This is a genomic window from Allobosea sp. GW821-FHT10B12 (genome assembly GCF_059415545.1).
The window spans coordinates 73,522-90,974 of the sequence record NZ_JBWKNL010000007.1 but is presented as its reverse complement, the minus strand read 5'-3'; the positions used below and the strand labels follow the sequence as shown (position 1 = coordinate 90,974).

General features: G+C 67.2%; 20 protein-coding genes. 15 read left to right on the top strand and 5 right to left on the bottom strand.

Features of this window, described 5'->3' with window-relative positions:
* Positions 1-97: 97 nt before the first annotated feature.
* Positions 98-979, top strand: coding sequence for a phosphonate ABC transporter, permease protein PhnE (gene phnE / locus AC07O0_RS22750; protein WP_494625957.1), 882 nt, complete (start codon positions 98-100; stop codon positions 977-979).
* The gene (phnE, locus tag AC07O0_RS22745) at positions 976-1,830 is read left to right on the top strand and encodes a phosphonate ABC transporter, permease protein PhnE (protein ID WP_494625956.1); all 855 of its coding nucleotides are present in this window, start codon (positions 976-978) and stop codon (positions 1,828-1,830) included. The genes phnE (AC07O0_RS22750) and phnE (AC07O0_RS22745) overlap by 4 nt, the downstream gene beginning before the upstream one ends.
* A gap of 100 nt (positions 1,831-1,930) precedes the next feature.
* Here the strand turns inward: phnE (AC07O0_RS22745) and phnF are convergent, their stop codons facing one another.
* On the bottom strand, positions 1,931-2,719 hold the full coding sequence (gene phnF / locus AC07O0_RS22740; RefSeq protein WP_494625955.1) for a phosphonate metabolism transcriptional regulator PhnF: 789 nt from the start codon (positions 2,717-2,719) through the stop codon (positions 1,931-1,933).
* Between the two features lie 88 nt (positions 2,720-2,807).
* Here phnF and phnG point away from each other — a divergent pair, with 88 nt between their 5' ends.
* The 9 genes from phnG to AC07O0_RS22695 all read left to right on the top strand — a co-directional run bounded on the left by phnG (position 2,808) and on the right by AC07O0_RS22695 (position 10,054).
* Positions 2,808-3,248, top strand: a complete 441-nt coding sequence (gene phnG, locus AC07O0_RS22735; protein ID WP_494625954.1) for a phosphonate C-P lyase system protein PhnG — start codon at positions 2,808-2,810, stop codon at positions 3,246-3,248.
* Positions 3,248-3,853 carry a phosphonate C-P lyase system protein PhnH gene (phnH, locus tag AC07O0_RS22730; RefSeq protein ID WP_494625953.1) on the top strand — a complete coding sequence of 202 codons (606 nt, stop codon included), beginning with the start codon at positions 3,248-3,250 and terminating at the stop codon, positions 3,851-3,853. Before phnG ends, phnH begins: the two co-directional genes overlap by 1 nt.
* Before the next feature lie 23 nt (positions 3,854-3,876).
* On the top strand, positions 3,877-4,995 hold the full coding sequence (locus AC07O0_RS22725) for a carbon-phosphorus lyase complex subunit (RefSeq protein ID WP_494625952.1): 1,119 nt from the start codon (positions 3,877-3,879) through the stop codon (positions 4,993-4,995).
* Positions 4,992-5,918, top strand: coding sequence for an alpha-D-ribose 1-methylphosphonate 5-phosphate C-P-lyase PhnJ (locus AC07O0_RS22720; protein ID WP_494625951.1), 927 nt, complete (start codon positions 4,992-4,994; stop codon positions 5,916-5,918). The genes AC07O0_RS22725 and AC07O0_RS22720 overlap by 4 nt, the downstream gene beginning before the upstream one ends.
* Before the next feature lie 2 nt (positions 5,919-5,920).
* Positions 5,921-6,721, top strand: a complete 801-nt coding sequence (gene phnK, locus AC07O0_RS22715; RefSeq protein ID WP_494626291.1) for a phosphonate C-P lyase system protein PhnK — start codon at positions 5,921-5,923, stop codon at positions 6,719-6,721.
* A gap of 142 nt (positions 6,722-6,863) precedes the next feature.
* Positions 6,864-7,562 carry a phosphonate C-P lyase system protein PhnL gene (gene phnL, locus AC07O0_RS22710; protein ID WP_494625950.1) on the top strand — a complete coding sequence of 233 codons (699 nt, stop codon included), beginning with the start codon at positions 6,864-6,866 and terminating at the stop codon, positions 7,560-7,562.
* Positions 7,562-8,701 (top strand): alpha-D-ribose 1-methylphosphonate 5-triphosphate diphosphatase, encoded by a 1,140-nt coding sequence (locus AC07O0_RS22705; RefSeq protein ID WP_494625949.1) that lies wholly within the window; start codon positions 7,562-7,564, stop codon positions 8,699-8,701. Before phnL ends, AC07O0_RS22705 begins: the two co-directional genes overlap by 1 nt.
* Positions 8,702-8,708: 7 nt before the next feature.
* Positions 8,709-9,410 carry a DUF1045 domain-containing protein gene (locus tag AC07O0_RS22700; protein ID WP_494625948.1) on the top strand — a complete coding sequence of 234 codons (702 nt, stop codon included), beginning with the start codon at positions 8,709-8,711 and terminating at the stop codon, positions 9,408-9,410.
* 23 nt (positions 9,411-9,433) lie between these two features.
* On the top strand, positions 9,434-10,054 hold the full coding sequence (locus tag AC07O0_RS22695; RefSeq protein ID WP_494625947.1) for an LbetaH domain-containing protein: 621 nt from the start codon (positions 9,434-9,436) through the stop codon (positions 10,052-10,054).
* A gap of 126 nt (positions 10,055-10,180) precedes the next feature.
* On the opposite strand, the gene ppa is transcribed toward AC07O0_RS22695, so the two are convergent.
* Positions 10,181-10,720 (bottom strand): inorganic diphosphatase, encoded by a 540-nt coding sequence (gene ppa / locus AC07O0_RS22690; protein WP_436098302.1) that lies wholly within the window; start codon positions 10,718-10,720, stop codon positions 10,181-10,183.
* Between the two features lie 142 nt (positions 10,721-10,862).
* Between ppa and AC07O0_RS22685 the strand changes: the two genes are divergently transcribed.
* The gene (locus AC07O0_RS22685; protein WP_494625946.1) at positions 10,863-11,585 is read left to right on the top strand and encodes a fused DSP-PTPase phosphatase/NAD kinase-like protein; all 723 of its coding nucleotides are present in this window, start codon (positions 10,863-10,865) and stop codon (positions 11,583-11,585) included.
* A gap of 66 nt (positions 11,586-11,651) precedes the next feature.
* Here the strand turns inward: AC07O0_RS22685 and AC07O0_RS22680 are convergent, their stop codons facing one another.
* The 3 genes from AC07O0_RS22680 to hmuQ all read right to left on the bottom strand — a co-directional run bounded on the left by AC07O0_RS22680 (position 11,652) and on the right by hmuQ (position 14,225).
* On the bottom strand, positions 11,652-13,091 hold the full coding sequence (locus AC07O0_RS22680) for a polysaccharide biosynthesis protein (protein WP_494625945.1): 1,440 nt from the start codon (positions 13,089-13,091) through the stop codon (positions 11,652-11,654).
* 241 nt (positions 13,092-13,332) lie between these two features.
* Positions 13,333-13,863: a heme utilization cystosolic carrier protein HutX gene (gene hutX / locus AC07O0_RS22675; RefSeq protein ID WP_494625944.1), complete on the bottom strand. Its 531-nt coding sequence runs from the start codon at positions 13,861-13,863 to the stop codon at positions 13,333-13,335.
* A 14-nt stretch (positions 13,864-13,877) separates the two neighbouring features.
* Positions 13,878-14,225, bottom strand: a complete 348-nt coding sequence (hmuQ, locus tag AC07O0_RS22670) for a heme-degrading protein HmuQ (protein WP_494626289.1) — start codon at positions 14,223-14,225, stop codon at positions 13,878-13,880.
* Between the two features lie 214 nt (positions 14,226-14,439).
* On the opposite strand from hmuQ, the gene AC07O0_RS22665 reads away from it, so the two are divergent.
* The 3 genes from AC07O0_RS22665 to AC07O0_RS22655 are packed head-to-tail and all read left to right on the top strand — an operon-like array spanning position 14,440 to position 17,372.
* Positions 14,440-15,411: a heme/hemin ABC transporter substrate-binding protein gene (locus AC07O0_RS22665; protein WP_494625943.1), complete on the top strand. Its 972-nt coding sequence runs from the start codon at positions 14,440-14,442 to the stop codon at positions 15,409-15,411.
* The gene (locus tag AC07O0_RS22660) at positions 15,408-16,520 is read left to right on the top strand and encodes a FecCD family ABC transporter permease (protein ID WP_494625942.1); all 1,113 of its coding nucleotides are present in this window, start codon (positions 15,408-15,410) and stop codon (positions 16,518-16,520) included. Before AC07O0_RS22665 ends, AC07O0_RS22660 begins: the two co-directional genes overlap by 4 nt.
* Before the next feature lie 3 nt (positions 16,521-16,523).
* Positions 16,524-17,372, top strand: a complete 849-nt coding sequence (locus tag AC07O0_RS22655) for a heme ABC transporter ATP-binding protein (RefSeq protein ID WP_494625941.1) — start codon at positions 16,524-16,526, stop codon at positions 17,370-17,372.
* Positions 17,373-17,453 lie beyond the last annotated feature (81 nt).

Here is a 17,453-nt window from a genome sequence, read left to right as displayed (position 1 = left end):
CGCGCGCGGCGTTCAAGACGTGGATGCTCGCCACAAAGGCGAGCATGACGGCGGCGGCGCGCTCTAGCCGCCTCCTCTTTCGGCGACGGACCCCACCATGACACTCGCGATCGACCGCAACGACCCGGCCATTGTCGCCCATGCCGAGCTCTATCGGCGCGAAATGGCGGCGAAGCGGCTGCAGACGCTGCTTGGCGCGGCAGTCTTCATCGTCTGCGTCGTGCTCGCCGGCATCGGTGCCGAAGTCGACTTCGCGAAATTCGCCGAGAACGCCTGGCGCTTCCCGAAATACATCCTCGAGACCATGCCGACGCTGCGCCTGACGACGCTGGGGGCCGACCTCAAGGAATGGTACTGGGGCCTGAACGGCTGGCTGAAGCTACTCTGGCAGACCCTGCTGATCGCCTATATCGGCACCGTGCTCGGCGCGGTCGGCGGCTTCCTGCTCTGCTTCACCGCCGCCAGCAATCTCGGCCGCTCGCCCTGGCTGCGCTGGGGCACGCGCCGCTTCCTCGAGTTCTGCCGCACCGTCCCCGAGATCGTCTTCGCGCTGATCTTCGTCATCGCCTTCGGGCTGGGACCGCTGCCCGGCGTGCTCGCCATCGCCATCCACACGATGGGCGCGATGGGCAAGCTCTTCTCCGAGGTGGTCGAGAACATCGACATGAAGCCGGTCGACGGCCTGACCGCGACTGGCGCCGGCTGGTGGCAAACCATTCGCTTCGCCGTGGTGCCGCAGGTGCTGTCCAACTTCGCCAGCTACGCGCTGCTGCGCTTCGAGATCAATGTCCGCGGCGCTTCGATCATGGGCTTCGTCGGCGCCGGCGGCATCGGCCAGGATTTGATCGAGGCGATCCGAAAATTCTACTTCACCGATGTCAGCGCCATCCTGCTGCTGATCATCGTTACCGTCATGCTGATCGACTACGGAACCGAGCGCTTGCGCCACGCCCTCCTGAGCCTGGAGCACGGCAAATGACGCTCGCCCTTTCCGCCTCCGACCGCGCCGCGCTGATCGCCCGCCACAAGGCCGCGATCGACGGTTCGCTGAGGAATCGCCTTACGACGATCGCGGTCATCGGCGGCCTCGTCGGGCTCTTCCTCTACGGGCTGACGACGCTCGAGACCTCGCTCTGGAAGATCATCGCCGGCTTCGCCAATCTCGGCACCTTCGTGGTGTTGATGCTGCCGCCCGATCCCGGCTCGTTCGCGCGCGCCGTCATCTTCGTCAAGGCGCTGTTCGAGACGATCGCCATCGCCTTCCTCGGCACGATCCTGGCGGCGATCCTTGCCTTCCCGCTCGGCTTCCTCGCCGCCAAGAACGTCGTCGCCAACCGCGTCGTCCATTTCCTGGCACGCCGCTCGATGGACACGGTGCGCGGCGTCGACGCGCTGATCTGGGCGCTGATCTGGGTCAATGTCGTGGGCCTCGGCCCGTTCGCCGGCATGCTCGCCATCATGACCAGCGATCTCGGCGCGTTCGGCAAGCTGTTCTCCGAGGCGATCGAATCCGCCGACCGCAAGCCTGTCGAAGGCGTCGCCTCGGTCGGCGGCGGCAAGCTCCATGAGATCCGCTTCGGCCTGATCCCGCAGGTGCTGCCGGTGATCGCCAGCCAGGTGCTGTACTACATCGAGTCGAACACCCGCTCCTCGACCATCATCGGCATCGTCGGCGCCGGCGGTATCGGCCTCTACCTCGCCGAGACCATCCGCACGCTCGAATGGCAGCAGGTCTCCTTCCTGATCCTGCTGGTCCTGGCGGCAGTGACGGCGATCGACTTCCTCTCGAACAAGCTGCGCTTCGCCATCATCGGCAAGCGGGCGGTGTGACGTCTTCCTTCTCCCCTCGGGGGAGAAGGTGCTGGCAGGCGGATGAGGGCGGCACGACTGGGTGAGGTGGCGGCCAATTGATGCCGCCTTCCCTCATCCGTCAGCGCTTCGCGCTGCCACCTTCTCCCCCGAGGGGAGAAGGAAAATCCTCAAACGGCTCGACCACCATCTCCATCCGCTCGCCGGCGAATACGCTGTTGACGATGTGGATCGGCGTCAGGTCGGGCAGCGCGTCGAGCGCATCCGAGGTCAGCACCGCCGCGCCCGGCTCGATCTTGAGCAGCGCCGCCTCGCGCTCGCTGGCGAGCCGCGCCGCCAGCCGGGTCGAGCGCCGGACATAATCGGCAATATCGCAGGCCTTGAAGGCGGCGGTGATCGATGACCCCGCTTCCGTCAGAATCTCGTCGAAGCGTGGAAAGCGCTCGACGCTGAGATAATGGATGCCGGTGCCGACCGGCGTGCCGCCGGCCCGGCTCAAGGTCTCGATCGCCCAGAGCGGCGTGCCCTCCGGCAGCCCTAGCAGCGAACAATGCTGCGCCTCGCCTGCAACGACCTCGGAGGCCAGTACGGCGCCGGAGACGGCGATGCCGGCCGCCCCGAAATTGGTGCGCATGCTGACGCGGCGGCCGAGCTTGTAGGGGAAGCGCGGCGCCGTCACCTGCGTGCCACGCCCGCGTGAGACCGTGACCAATCCGCGCTCGGCCAGATGCCGGAAGGCCTGGCGCACCGTGTGCCGGTGCACGCCATAGCGCTCGGCCAGCGCGACCGAAGCCGGCAGCGTGTCGCCGGGCTCGTACTCGCCCTGCTCGATCGAGGCCGCCAGCGCGTCGGCGATCCGCCGCCAGGCCGTGCCGCCATCGCCGCCCTGATTGTCCGGCGTTCCCGTCATCAAAATTTCATCCAAAATGTATAGACCTTTTCCGACGACAGACTTATCTTAGTCTAGACATTAGCGCTTGGCGAGAGGCCAACACGGCATGACGGACATCGCGACACGCCAGCATTGGATGGCAGTTCTGGCCCGTGCCACGCAAGGCGAGATCGGCGCCTTGCTGGAGCAGGCGGGACCGCTGCCGACGCATGAAATGCTGAAAGCCCCCGAGACCGGCACCGTCATGGTCGAGGGCCGCGCCGGCGGCGCCGGCCGCCGCTTCAATCTCGGCGAGGCCACGGTGACGCGCTGCGTCGTTCGGCTCGACAGCGGCGCCATGGGCTTCTCCTACGCACTCGGCCGCGACGGCCGCAAGGCGCGGCTGGCGGCGGTCACCGACGCGCTCCTCCAGGGCGAAACCGAGACCGGGCCGCTGCGACGCGGCGTCTTCGCCCTGGCGCAGAAGCAGCAGGCGGCCCGCGAGCTCGCCTCGCGCAAGGCGGCCGCCACCAAGGTCGATTTCTTCACGCTGGTCAGGGGCGGCTGATGGCTCACGACGACACGCACATCGGCGCGGGCTTCGCCGACCCGGTCTTCCAGTCGCAGGGCGCATTTCGCGCTTTGCTGGCAGCACTCTCTGAGCCTGGCCTCGCCTGCGATCTCGGCGAAGCGATCGTGCCGCCCACCGGGCTCGAACCGGCGACTGCCGTCGCCCTGCTGACGCTTGCCGACTACGAGACCCCGATCTGGCTGCCGGCTGCCCTGCGCGACGGTCCCGCCGGTGCCTGGCTGCGCTTCCATTGCGGCGCCGCCCTCGTCGACGATCCCGCGCGTGCCGCCTTCGCCGTGATCGACGGCGCTGCGGTCGAGCCGAAGCTCGTCGCCTTCAATGCCGGTGAGGACCAGTTCCCCGATCGCTCGACCACGGTGCTCGTCCAATGTGGCGAGTTCGAAGGCGGCAAGGCGGTCACGCTCGAAGGCCCCGGCATCGCCGGCCAGCGCAGCATCGCCCCGACTGGCCTGCGCCCCGGCTTCTGGGCCGAGGTCGAAGACAACGCTGCAGTCTACCCGCTCGGTGTCGATCTGCTGCTGGTCCATGGCGGCGAGGTGCTCGGCCTGCCGCGCTCGTCGCAAATCGTGGAAGCCCGCTGAATGCCCCGCCGGGAGCTTTACTGATGTATGTCGCGGTCAAGGGCGGCGAAGCCGCCATCCTCGCAACCCATGATCTCGTCGCCGAGGCAAGGCGCGGCGACGAGAGCGTGCCGGAGCTCGGCGTCGCGCAGATCCGCGAGCAGATGGGCCTCGCCTGCGCCCGCGTCATGAACGAGGGCTCGCTCTACGACCCTGATCTCGCCGCGCTAGCGCTGAAGCAGGCACAGGGCGATGCGATCGAGGCCGCTTTCCTGATGCGGGCCTATCGCACCACTTTGCCGCGTTTCGGCTCCTCCGAGCCGTTGGATACCGCGAAGATGGCGATCCGCCGCCGCGTCTCCGCCACCTACAAGGACCTGCCGGGCGGACAGGTGCTCGGCCCGACCTATGACTACACCCATCGGCTCTTCGATTTCACGCTGATGGACCAGGCGGCTCCCGCGGAGAGCCAGGCTCGCCCCGCCGCGCAGCCGCTCGACGCCTCGATGCCACGCGTGCCCGACATTCTCGGCGCCGAGGGCCTCATGGAAGAGGAAGCGCCCCCTGAAGGTGATCCGCGTCCCTTCGATCTCACCCGCGAGCCCGTCACCTTCCCGGCTGACCGGGATGTCCGCCTGCAGGCGATGGCGCGCGGCGACGAGGGCTTCATGCTCGGCCTCGGCTATTCCGTGCAGCGCGGCTACGGCAACTCCCACCCCTTCGTCGGCGAGGTCCGGGTCGGCGAGGTTGCGGTCGAGTTCGTGCCAGAGGAGCTCGGCTTTGCCGTCGATCTCGGCGACGTCACCCTGACCGAATGCCAGATGGTCAACCAGTTCGCCGGCTCAAAGGAAGTCCCACCGCAATTCACCCGCGGCTACGGGCTCTCCTTCGGCCATAGCGAGCGCAAGGCGATGTCGATGTCGCTGGTCGACCGGGCGCTGAAAGCGCGCGAGTTCGGGGAGGCGACGACCTATCCGGCCCAGCAGGACGAATTCGTCCTCTACCACTCCGACAATGTCGAGGCGGCCGGCTTCGTCGAGCACCTGAAGCTGCCGCACTATGTCGATTTCCAGGGCGAGCTCGAGCTGATCCGCCGCATCCGGCGTGAGCGCGAGCAGCGCCTTGCCGAGCAACAGGAAGCCCTGCCGGAGGCCGCGGAATGACCGTGCACCAGAGCATCAGCGACGAGACCAGGCCAGCCTACAACTACGCCTATCTCGACGAGCAGACGAAGCGGATGATCCGCCGCGCCCTGCTCAAGGCGGTCGCAGTTCCCGGCTACCAGGTGCCGTTTGGCTCGCGCGAGATGCCGCTCGCCCGCGGCTGGGGCACCGGCGGCATCCAGGTCACCGCCGCGATCATCGGCCCGGACGATACGCTCAAGGTCATCGACCAGGGCGCCGACGACACCACCAACGCTGTTTCGATCCGCCGCTTCTTCGAGCGCACCGCCGATGCCAGGACGACCGAAGCGACCGACGAGGCGACGATCATCCAGACCCGCCACCGCATCCCCGAGGCGCCGCTGACGGCCGGCCAGATCATGGTCTACCAGGTGCCGCAGCCCGAGCCGCTCAGGAAGCTCGAGCCGCACGAGGCCGAGACCCGCAAGATGCACGCCTGGGCCGAATACGGGCTGATGCAGGTCAAGCTCTACGAGAACATCGCCCGCTTCGGCGAGGTGACGACGACCTATGACTATCCGGTCATGGTCAATGGCCGCTATGTGATGGCGCCCTCGCCGATCCCGAAATTCGACAATCCGAAAATGCAGATGTCGCCGGCGCTGCAGCTCTTCGGCGCCGGCCGCGAGAAGCGCATCTATGCGGTGCCGCCGCATACCAGCGTGCGCAGCCTCGATTTCGACGACCACCCCTTCCGCATCCAGAGCTGGGAGCAGCCCTGCGCCCTTTGCGGCGCCGCCGATTCCTATCTCGACGAGGTGGTGATCGACGATCAGGGCGGGCGGATGTTCGTCTGCTCCGACAGCCATCATTGCGAGACGCGGCGGGCCGAAGGCCATCGCGGCGCTATGCTCGCCGACGCCTCGGCTCTGCATCTGGTCGAAGACGAGGCCAAGCCATGAATATGCAGGTCAACCCGCACGAGCTCGCGCTCGATCCTGCCCCGCTGCTCTCGGTCGCCAGCGTCAGCCGCTTCTATGGCGAGCGCATCGGCTGCGCCGAGGTCTCCTTCGACCTCTGGCCGGGCGAGGTGCTGGGCATCGTCGGCGAATCCGGCTCCGGCAAGTCGACCCTGCTGCGCTGCCTTGCCGGCATCGACAAGCCTGACGAAGGCGAGGTCCTGTTCCGCGGTGGGCTTGAGCCCCTCGACATCTATTCGGTCGCCGAGCAGGAGCGGCGCCGGCTGATGCGCACAGCCTGGGGCATCGTCCACCAGAATCCGCGCGACGGTTTGCGCATGGACGTCTCGGCCGGCGGCAATGTCGGCGAGCGCCTGATGGACAATGGCGCCCGCCATTACGGCAGGATCCGCGAGACTGCGCTCGACTGGCTGCAGCGCGTCGAGATCGCCGCGGGCCGCATCGACGACCGGCCGCGCCAGTTCTCCGGCGGCATGCAGCAGCGCCTGCAGATCGCCCGCGTGCTGGTTTCCGAGCCCAAGCTCGTCTTCATGGACGAGCCGACCGGCGGTCTCGACGTCTCCGTCCAGGCTCGCCTGCTTGACCTGCTGCGCGTGCTGGTACGCGATCTCGGCCTCGCCGCGATCATCGTCACCCATGATCTCGCCGTCGCGCGCCTGCTCACCGACCGCTTGATGGTGATGAAGGATGGCCATGTCGTCGAGCAGGGCCTGACCGACCAGGTCCTCGACGATCCCCAGCACGCCTACACGCAATTGCTCACCTCGGCGGTGCTGACGGTATGAGCAAGCGCGAGCACGTCATTCTCGGGCGGAGCGCAGCGGAGACCCGAGAAGCTCCGGCCAGAGATGCTCGGGTCAAGCCCGAGCATGACGGCAGCGCTTCCGTCACACCCCCGTCACCGCGCCGGCACAAGGCACTGACACCATGACCACGATGATTCACGTCGAGAACGTCGCCAAGGAATTCACCCTGCACAACCAGGGCGGCGTGCGCCTGCCGGTGTTCGACAACGTCAACTTTTCGGTCGCCACCGGCGAGGCGCTGGTGCTGGCGGGCGCGTCCGGCGCCGGCAAATCCAGCCTGCTGCGTATTCTCTATGGCAATTACCGGCCGACGTCGGGCACGATCGCCATCACCCATGGCGGCCGGCCGATCGACATCGTCTCGGCGGTACCGCGCACCGTACTCGACATCCGCCGCCGCACGCTCGGCTTCGTCTCGCAGTTCCTGCGGGTGATCCCGCGCGTCTCGGCGCTCGACATCGTCCGTGACCCGCTGCTCGCCCGCGGCGCCACACCCGAGGAGGCGAGCGAGCGGGCGAAAACCATGCTCGCTCGCCTCAACCTGCCGCAACGGCTATGGGAACTCGCCCCGGCGACCTTCTCCGGCGGCGAGCAGCAGCGCGTCAACATCGCGCGCTCCTTCGTCGACCCCTCGCCGATCATGCTGATCGACGAGCCGACCGCCTCTCTCGACGCCAATAACCGCAACGTCGTGGTCAAGCTGATCGCCGAGGCGCGCGAACAGGGCTCCGCCATCGTCGGTATCTTCCATGACGAAGCCGTGCGAGAGGCTGTCGCGACCCGCTATCTCGACATCACCGATTTCCGGAAGGCCGCCTGATGTCCACCATCCTGACCAATGCCCGCCTGATCCTCGAGGACGAGGTCGTCACCGGGACCATCGCCTTCGACGAGAGCGGCATTCTTTCCGTCGACCAGGGCCGCTCCTCGCTGCCGGAGGCGATCGACGTCCAGGGCGACTATGTCGCGCCCGGGCTCGTCGAGATGCACACCGACAACATGGAAAAGCACTTCATGCCGCGCCCGAAGGTCTTCTGGCCGAACGGGCTGGCGGCGGCGCTGGTCCATGACGCGCAGATGGCGGCTGCCGGCGTCACCACCGTCTATGATGCGATCTGCGCCGGCACGCCCTTCTCGGCCAAGGACTACCGCAAGGACATCTTCGCGGACGTGATGGATGCGCTGCGGCTCGGTACTGCCGAGAACGTCTTCCGCATCGACCATCGCATCCATATGCGCTGCGAACTGACCAGTCCCGATTTGCTCAGGGACATCGAGCCCTACCAGGACGACAGCCTCGTCCAGCTCGTCTCGCTGATGGACCACACCCCCGGCCAGCGGCAATGGCGCGATATCGCGCATCTGCGCACTTATGCGCTCGGCAACGGCAAGACCGAGGCCGAGTTCGAGGAGGACGTCGTCGTCCGCCAGCGCGAGGGCGCTGACAATGTCGGGCGCAACTGGAGCGCCGTCGTCGAGATGTTCCAGGCGCGCGGCATCCCGATCGCGACCCATGACGACACCACGATCGAGCACGTCGAGGCCGGCATCGCCTCGGGCGCGGTGATCTCGGAGTTCCCAACTACGGTCGAGGCCGCCGAGGCCGCCAAGCAGCGCGGCCTCGCCACCATCGCCGGCGCGCCCAACGTCGTCCGCGGCGGCTCGCATTCCGGCGGCGTCTCGGTCGCCGAGCTGGCCGAGAAGGACCTGCTCGACGGTCTCTCCTCCGACTATGTCCCGGCGAGCCTGCTGCAGGCCGTGCTCAAGCTCAACGACAAGCATGGCATCGCCCTGCCGGCGGCGATGGCCAAGGTCACCTGGAAGGTCGCCGACATCCTTGGCCTCGCGGATCGCGGCCATCTCAAGCCCGGCCTGCGCGCCGATCTCGTGCGCTTCCGGGCGCTGGGCGCGACGCCGGTGATCAGCACCGTCTGGTCGCAGGGGCGCCGGGCCTTCTGAGCGCAGCATGACCCAACCCGCGCCGCGCTACGCGCTCTACTACGCTCCCGCCGCCGACAGCGCCCTCTGGCGCTTCGGCAGCGCGACGCTGGGCTATGACGCCATCACCGGCGCGGACATCGATTTTGCCATCCCGCCGGGCTGCGAAACGCTCGACTGGCCGGAGGTGACGGATGAGCCGCGCCGCTACGGCTTCCACGCCACGCTGAAGGCGCCGTTCGAGCTGGCCAATGGCCGCAACGAGGGCGCCTTGCGCGCCTTCGCGCGCAATTATGTCGCCGGGCGCCCGCCGGTCAGGCTTGCTGGGCTTTCCGTCAATGCGCTCGGCCGCTTCATCGCGCTGACTCCATCCGAGCCGAGCGACGAACTGCAGCGCTTCGCCTTCGACATCGTGCAGGCCTTCGAGCCGTTTCGCGCGCCGCTCTCGCAGGCCGACCTGGCGCGGCGCCTGCAAAGCCCACTGACGCCGGCGCACCGGGCCTATCTCGAAGCCTATGGCTATCCTTATGTCGGCGATGCCTTCCGCTTCCACATGACGCTGACCGGCTCGCTGCCGGACGAGCACGTCTCTCCGGTCAAGGCAACGCTGACGCAGGCCCATGCGCAGGCTGTTCCGACTGGCCCGGTGCTGATCGACCGCGTCGCCATCTTCAAGCAGGAGAGTCGCAGCAGCCGTTTCGTCCTGCTCGACAGCATCCCGCTCGGCTAGCGCATCGTTCAAGGAAGCCCGTCATGGCAGGCAAGAAGCTCGGGCTCGAGCCCGTGATTGATCCGACCGCGAGGGTCCGCGACGCGGTGCTCGGCCGCTATACCGAGATTGGCGCCCGCACCGCCTTCGCGGAATCGACGCTCGGCGACTATTCCTATGTCGTCAACGATTCCGACGTGATCTACACGACCATCGGCAAGTTCTGCTCGATCGCGGCGCATACCCGAATCAACCCCGGCAACCACCCGATGCAGCGGGCGAGCCAGTCGCATTTCACCTATCGCGCCAGCGCCTATTTCGAGGATGCGCAGGACGACGCGGCCTTCTTCGACTGGCGCCGCTCGACGCCTGTGACGATCGGCCACGATGTCTGGATCGGTCACGGCGCCATCATCCTCGCCGGCCGCAGCATCGGTACAGGCGCGGTCGTCGCAGGTGGCGCCGTCGTGACCAAGGACGTGCCGGACTACACCATCGTCGCCGGCAACCCGGCCCGTATCATCCGCCGGCGCTTCCCGGAGGAGATCGCCGAACGACTGAAGACACTGGCCTGGTGGGACTGGGAGCACACTGCATTACGCGCCGCGCTTGACGACTTTCGGGCGCTGCCGGTCGAGGTATTTTTGGAGAAGCATGAGGGCTGACTACTGAAAAGCGTCATGCTCGCCCTTGTGGCGAGCATCCACGTCTTGAGCACCGCACTTGATCCACGAAGACGTGGATGGTCGGGACAAGCCCGACCATGACGGAAACGACTGGTAGGCTTGGCCTCAACCCTTTTTTGCAGCCTTGGCCCGCTCGATCGCCTCGACGATCAGCTGCTTGGCCTTGGCAGCGTCACCCCAGCCGGTCAGCTTCACCCACTTGCCGGGCTCGAGATCCTTGTAGTGCTCGAAGAAGTGCTGGATCTGGTCGAGCGTGATCTGCGGCAGATCGGTGTAGTTCGTCACGTTCTCATAGCGCTTGGTCAGCTTCGGGACCGGCACGGCGATGATCTTCTCGTCGCCGCCACCCTCGTCCTCCATCATCATCACGCCGATCGGGCGGACAGCGATGTAAGAGCCCGGCACCAGCGGGCGCGTATTGGCGACCAGAACGTCGCAGGGGTCACCGTCTTCCGACAGCGTATGCGGAATGAAGCCGTAATTTCCGGGATAGCGCATCGGCGTATAGAGGAAGCGATCGACGAACAGCGTGCCCGCTTCCTTGTCCATCTCGTACTTGATCGGTTCGCCGCCGATGGCGACCTCAATCACGACGTTGACCTCGTCCGGGGGATTCTTGCCGATGGCGATGGCGTCGAGCCGCATGTACCTGACCTGTCGATGACAAAACTTCCGCGGCCTTATGCGCGGTTGCGGCGCAAAGGCCAAGCCCGGCTTTTAGTCGGAGTTACCGATTTGCGCAGCGGGGCCGGCGCTGCTATCGGGCCGGCATGACAGGTGCGATCCCATGCTGAACCGCTGGCGGCGGCCGGAAGACCGCTATGCAAGGCGCATGGCGCGGATCGCGCGCTGGGACCGTCCCTTGAGCGGCCGGCTCGATCGCGCGCGTGCCTGGGCCAACATGCTGCTGGCCGATCACGGCATCTTCCGGCTCGCCTATCTCAACGCCCACCGCATCACGCCGCAGCTCTGGCGCGCCGCCCAGCCCGCGCCCACCGACATCGCCTGGTTCGCCCGCCAGGGCGTCAAGACCATCGTCAACCTGCGCGGTGGCCGCGAGCACGGCGCCTGGCCACTGCAGAAGGAAGCCTGCGAGCGCCATGGCATCGCACTGGTCGAGTTCGTGCTGCGCTCGCGCGGCGCGCCGGACCGGGACACCATCCTCGCCGCGCCGGCTTTCTTCGCCGGCCTCAAGACGCCTGCGCTGGTCCATTGCAAATCCGGCGCCGACAGGGCCGGCTTCTTCGCCGCGCTCTATCTGCTCGTCCATGAGAAGCGGCCGCTCGCCGAAGCGATGGCGGAACTCTCGCTGCGCTACGGCCATTTCCGCTTCGCCAAGACCGGCATCCTCGACGCCTTCTTCGAGACCTATGCCCGCGAAGGCGCCAGCAAGGGTACGCCGTTCCTCGACTGGGTCGCCCGGGACTACGATCCCGAGCGGCTCGAGCGGGAGTTCAAGCCTGGCTTCTTCTCCTCCCTGCTCGCCGACCGGCTGATCCGGCGCGAATAGAGCGGTTCCGGCGGGAATGCGCCGCGGTTCTGCATCGGGAATAATGTCAGAGCGGTCGGATGGCGCTCAGACACGGGCGCCGATCGGTTGCATCTCACCGATCCCGGTCCAGGTCAGGTGCAAATGCAGCAGCAGTCGCGCCAGCGAGACCAGGCCGATCACGGCAAGCAGCGTCTGTGACAGGCCTCCAAAGCCCCAGATCACGACCGCCACGGCCACCAATGCCACTGCATTGGCCGCCATCTGGCTATGGGGACGAGAAGAGAGCGCGCCCATTTCCTGCAGCGGCCCGACAAGCGCGCCGCAGCCATAGAACAGGGCCATGACCGCCATCACCCCGCCGACGCCATCCCATTTGGTACTGCCGAGGATGATTGCGTCTGCGCCCAGCGCCACAAGTGCGATCGCGAGAAAAAGCGCTGCCACGATCACCACCATACCCAGCGTGAGCAGGCGCGCGCGCTTCTGGCGATCCTGGCCCTGATGCTTGCGCAGATCGCTCATCACCAGCGGGATCGCCACGGCACCGAACATCTGCGACGGCATGTCGAGCAGGCGCGACGCCAGAGCCACATGTGCCGCCAGCACCGGATTGCCTGCCATCGGCAGAGCCAGCAGCGGGGCCGCCGAGAAACCGAAAGACAGGAGCGCCGACGGCAACAGATAGGTCGGCGAGCTCCGCCACTGCCAGGCCGAAGTCCGCAGCTCGGCGCGCGACCAGCGCGAGGGGTGCAGCAGCGGCAGCAGCGAGTAGCGCCGGCGCCAGGCGAGATAGATGGCAGCCACGGCATGGCCGAAGGCGTCCGCGGCGAACAGCGCCAGGACCGTCGGTCCCAGCGGCCAGATCAGGAGGATCATCATCGCGGGCTGGACCAGCGCCTGGACGATGTTGCTGTTGCCGATCGTCTCGAAATCGCCCTCCGCCGTGGCTTCCGCCAGAATCAGCCGGATCGCCGCCCGGCTTGCCAGCGAGATCAGAAAGAGCGCTCCGAAGCCGCGCAGCACCCAGCCCTCCGACGCCGCGAACAGGATCGCGACCGCCATCGCACCGAGGACGATCGTGCCGGCAGCCAATGCAAGCCGAAAGGCACGGCCGAGATGCAGGCGGCCGCTGTTTTGGAAGAACACCGCCTCGAAGCGCAGCAGCGCGGCGATCGAGACGAAGTTCGCCAGTGCAGCGAAGATCGCGAAATCGGCGAAGACCTTGGGCGGACACAGCGCGGCCGCCAGCAGCAGGCCCCAGATCGAGAGGAAGCGCGCCTGCACGAAGCGCAGCGCCAGCAGCGCCCCATCCCGGAAACCGGCATGTCGGCTGAGCGAGGCGAAGGCCGCTTTCGGCCCGGCTGGCGGCCCGATCAACTCCTTGGCCAGGCTGACCCGGGTCAGGGCAAGCTGCGCCGCCATATCCGGGTCCTCCGTCAGGAGTTCCGGCAGCTCGTGCGCGCCTGGCGGCTCGCCATGACGCCCCGTTGCCGGAACCTGCGCGTGATCAACCGGCTCGATCACGTCGTATCGCTCCGCGGACAAGAGGCTGCGCCTTTATGGTTAACGCTTGGTAAATCCTAGGGCATCCGTCATGTCACCGGACAACCATCCGTACCGCATGGCTTAGGGCGGAAAAGTGGCGACTGACGTCATTTATCAGTGATCGGGCCGTGACGTTAGATCCATTGCCCGAAATGAAAAACCTCCGCCGGCGATCCGGCGGAGGTGGGGACGGGCCCAACGAGCCGAAAGCTGGTCGTGTTCAGCCGAAGTCGCGCTTCAGCACCTCAAAACGGGCGACCTGATCGGCAAGCAGTTCGCGCGCCTCGTCGCGGCGGACGAAGACCTTGAACATCGCCTCGCCTGCACCGTTGAAGAACTGCACCGAACAGGAGCGGCGGCCATGGAACAGGCGGTCGACCAGATAGATCGCCGTGCAGTTGCCGGCCTTGATATGCCCGCCGATCGGGCTGTCGCCATGGATATTGTAGTAGCCATGGCCGAAGGAACCGACCGGCAGCGATCCCTCGCATTCGAGCACGATGTCGGGCGTGTGCACGATGAAGAGCACCGTGCCCCAGGTCGACAGCTCCTGCCAGAGCGCCTCGAAGCGCTCGGCGGCGATGAAGCGGCGCTGCTCGTCCGGCGTCGCTTCCAGCACGGCGAGCGTCGAGACGCCATGCTCGCGCGCGACCGCCTCGATCACGCCGTCCGGCTTGGCGGCAAGCGCAGCCCGGACTTTTTCCATGACCTCGGCGGGAGCGGCGGGAGCCAGAGTTTCAGCCAGCGACATCGTCTGGAACCTTCTTACTCGGCTGCCTGGCGCGGCAGATGCGGGTTGCGCTCGGTCAGGATCGTCTCGAACCCCTCGAATTCGGGATGGCCGAGATAAAGCGGCGTCGGCCGCGGCTGACCGGCGCTGCGGTGTGACTCGCGGAACTGCTCCGACTTGGTCCAGGCGGTGAAGTCCTCCTTCGAGGCCCAGGTCGTGTGCGAGGAGTAGAGGGTGTGATCCTCCTTCTCCGGGCCCTTGAGCAGGTGGAAGGCGATGAAGCCCTGCATCTCGTCGAGGCGGGTCTTGCGCGAGGACCAGACCGTCTCGAAGGCCTCCTCCTCCCCCTTGACGACCTTGAAGCGGTTCATGGCGATGAACATCGGGAAATCCTCGGCGGTTCCGGAAAAGGTGATGGTCGGGCGGCTTGCGCCACTCTTGACCCTCATTAGTAAAGCCGAATATCACCGTCAATAACGGCTCGATGATCATTGTTTTGAATGATTATAAGATGAGCCAATACTTTGGAATGACTGTAGAGTAGGAAGCTGCCGCCGGAGGCCGCTTGCTGCGCTGCGGCGAGCCCTCGAGATGCTCATGCACGACCTGTCATCGCCTGCGCCGAACCCGCTCGCTGGACTGAGGGCAAAACGCCTCGGCCGAGAGCTCGCCGCAGCTATCGGCCTCAGCGCATTGGCCGCCCTTGGGTTCGCGGGCGACCTTCGTTCCGGCAGCTTCATCGCCACCGCCCAGGCTCAGACTGCCGAGCGCATCGTCGCGGCTGGCGGCGTCGTCACCGAGGTACTCTACGCGCTCGGCCTGCAGGACCGGATCGCCGGCGTCGACACCACCAGCCAATGGCCCCCGGAAGCGCTGAAGGACAAGAAGAGCGTCGGCTATGTCCGGGCACTCTCGGCCGAAGGCGTGCTCTCGCTCAAGCCCTCGCAGGTCATCGCCGTCGAGGGCGCCGGTCCTCCCGACGCGCTCGCCTTGCTGAAGGAATCCGGCACGCCGATCACGATGATCCCGGAAGCCCTGACGCCGGAGGCGGTCGTTTCCAAGATCGCCGCCATCGGCAAGGCGGCTGGTGCCGCCGAGCCGGCGCAGCAGCTCGCTGCGAGCGTCAAAACTCGTTTCGACGAACTCGACAAGCTCCGTGCCGGCCTGCCGAAGCAGAGGCGCGTGCTGTTCGTGCTCTCCCTGCAGAACGGGCGCACCATGGTTGGCGGCCGGAACACCACTGCCGACGCGATCATCGCGCTCGCCGGCGGGGTCAATGCGGCCAGCGCCGTCGAAGGCTTCAAGCCGATGACCGACGAGGCGATCATCACGGCTGCTCCCGACGTCGTGCTGATGATGCGTCATTCCAGTGCACACAATGCCGGCCCTGACGAACTCTTCGCCATGCCGGCCTTCTCGCAGACGCCGGCGGCCAAGCAGAAGTCGCTGATTCGCATGGACGGACTCTATCTGCTCGGCTTTGGCCCGCGCACGCCGAACGCAGCGCGCGACCTGATGGCCGAACTCTACCCCGACGCCAAGGTCGCCCAGCTCTCCGCCGCGAAATGACGCTCGCCGTGAAGCAGACCCCGAGTGCGAGTGCTGCCGCGCTGGCGGCGCTCACGGCCGGCCACCGGCGCAAGGGCGTCATCGCCATCGCAGCGCTGGTCGGTTTCTGCCTGTTGCTGATGCTGCTCTCGCTCGGGGCCGGAGCCTTTTCGATCGCGCCCGGCCGCGTCGCCGACATCCTGATGGCGAAGCTCGGCTTCGGCTCGGCCGATCTGCTCGACAGCCGCGAGGCGCTAGTCGTGCTCAATATCCGCATGCCGCGCCTGTTGCTCGGCGCGCTCGTCGGGGCCGCCCTCGCCATTTCCGGCGCCCTGATGCAGGGCCTGTTCCGCAACCCGCTCGCCGATCCCGGCCTGGTCGGCGTCTCCGCCGGCGCCGGCCTTGCCGCGGCTGCCACCATCGTCCTGGGCGACCGCTTCCTCTCCGCCTTCGCGATGAAGCTCCCCTTCGCGGTGCTGCCTTTCGGCGCCTTCTTCGGCGGCCTCGTCTCGACGCTGGCGCTCTATCTGATCGCGACGCGCCAGGGCCGCACCTCGGTCGCGACCATGCTGCTCGCCGGCGTCGCTCTTGGCGCGCTGGCCGGCTCACTCACCGGTCTGCTCGCCTTCATCTCCGATGACCGGCAATTGCGCGACCTCACCTTCTGGTCGCTCGGCAGCCTCGGTGGGGCCAGCTGGACCAAGCTCTCGGTGGTCGCGCCGATCGTGCTGCCGCTTCTCTTCGCCGTGCCGCTGCTGGCGCGCGGCCTCAACGCACTGATGCTGGGCGAGGCCGAGGCCTATCACCTCGGCATCCCCGTGCAGCGCATCAAGGCGCTCGCGATCCTGCTCGTCGCGCTCGCCGTGGGCGCCAGCGTCGCGGCGGCCGGCGTGATCGGCTTCGTCGGCATCGTCGTGCCGCACCTGATCCGGCTCTCGATCGGACCCGATCACCGCCTGCTGCTGCCGCTCTCGGCGATCGGCGGTGCCGCCCTGCTGGTCGGTGCCGACATCATTGCCCGCCTCGTCGTCGTCCCGGCGGAGCTGCCGATCGGCATCGTCACCGCCTTCATCGGCGCGCCCTTCTTCCTCTGGCTGCTGCTGCGCCGCGGCCGGATCGCGGAGCTCTAGAGCATGGCTGCGATCCTCGAAGCGGACGATCTCTCCTTCTCGGTCCGTGGCAGCATTCTGGTACGCGGCGCCTCGCTCGCGCTCGAAGAGGGTGCGACCACGATCGTCGTCGGCCCCAACGGCGCCGGCAAGTCGACCCTGCTCAAGCTCCTCACCGGTGAGCTGTCGCCCTCGCAGGGAACGGTCCGCATGAACGGGGCGGCGCTGCCGCAGATTCCGGCCTGGGAACTCGCCTGCCGGCGCGCCGTGATGGTGCAGAACCAGCGCCTCGCCTTCCCCTTCAGCGTCTATGAGGTCGCGCGCCTTGGCCTGGAAGGCGTCGGCCGGGCGCAGCCGCGTGCCCGCAAGGAACAGATCATCGCCCAGGCGCTGGAGACCGCCGGCGTCATTGGCCTCGCCGGCCGCCAATACCAGACCCTCTCCGGCGGCGAGCAGCAGCGCGTCCAGTTCGCCAGGGCGCTCTGCCAGCTCGAGGCCGGCCGCAGCGTCGCGCAGCGCCAGATTCTCTTCCTGGACGAGCCGATCGCCAGCCTCGACCTCTGCCATCAGCTCTCGCTGCTCGATGCGGCGCGGACCATCGCCGCGCAGGGCGCGTCGGTTCTGGTCGTACTGCATGATCTCAACCTTGCCGTGACCTATGCCGACCGGCTGGTGGTGATGCATGAGGGCGCGATCGTCGCCCAGGGCGAGCCGTCCGCTATCCTCGACGACAACCTGCTGCGTGGCGTCTTTCGCGTCTCGCTCTCCTTCAGTCGCCTGCCGCCCGCCGGCCAGCCCTTCCTGCTGCCGCAGCAGCACCTGACGCCGGTCCCGCCGGGTGGCGTCGTGCCCTTGCGTGCGGCGAGCGCCTAGCTGGAACCGAGCGCGACAACTTTGCGGTTGTGCGCTGCGACAACAGGTCTATAGCGGGCGCTCCGGCGCCTTCCGCCCGAC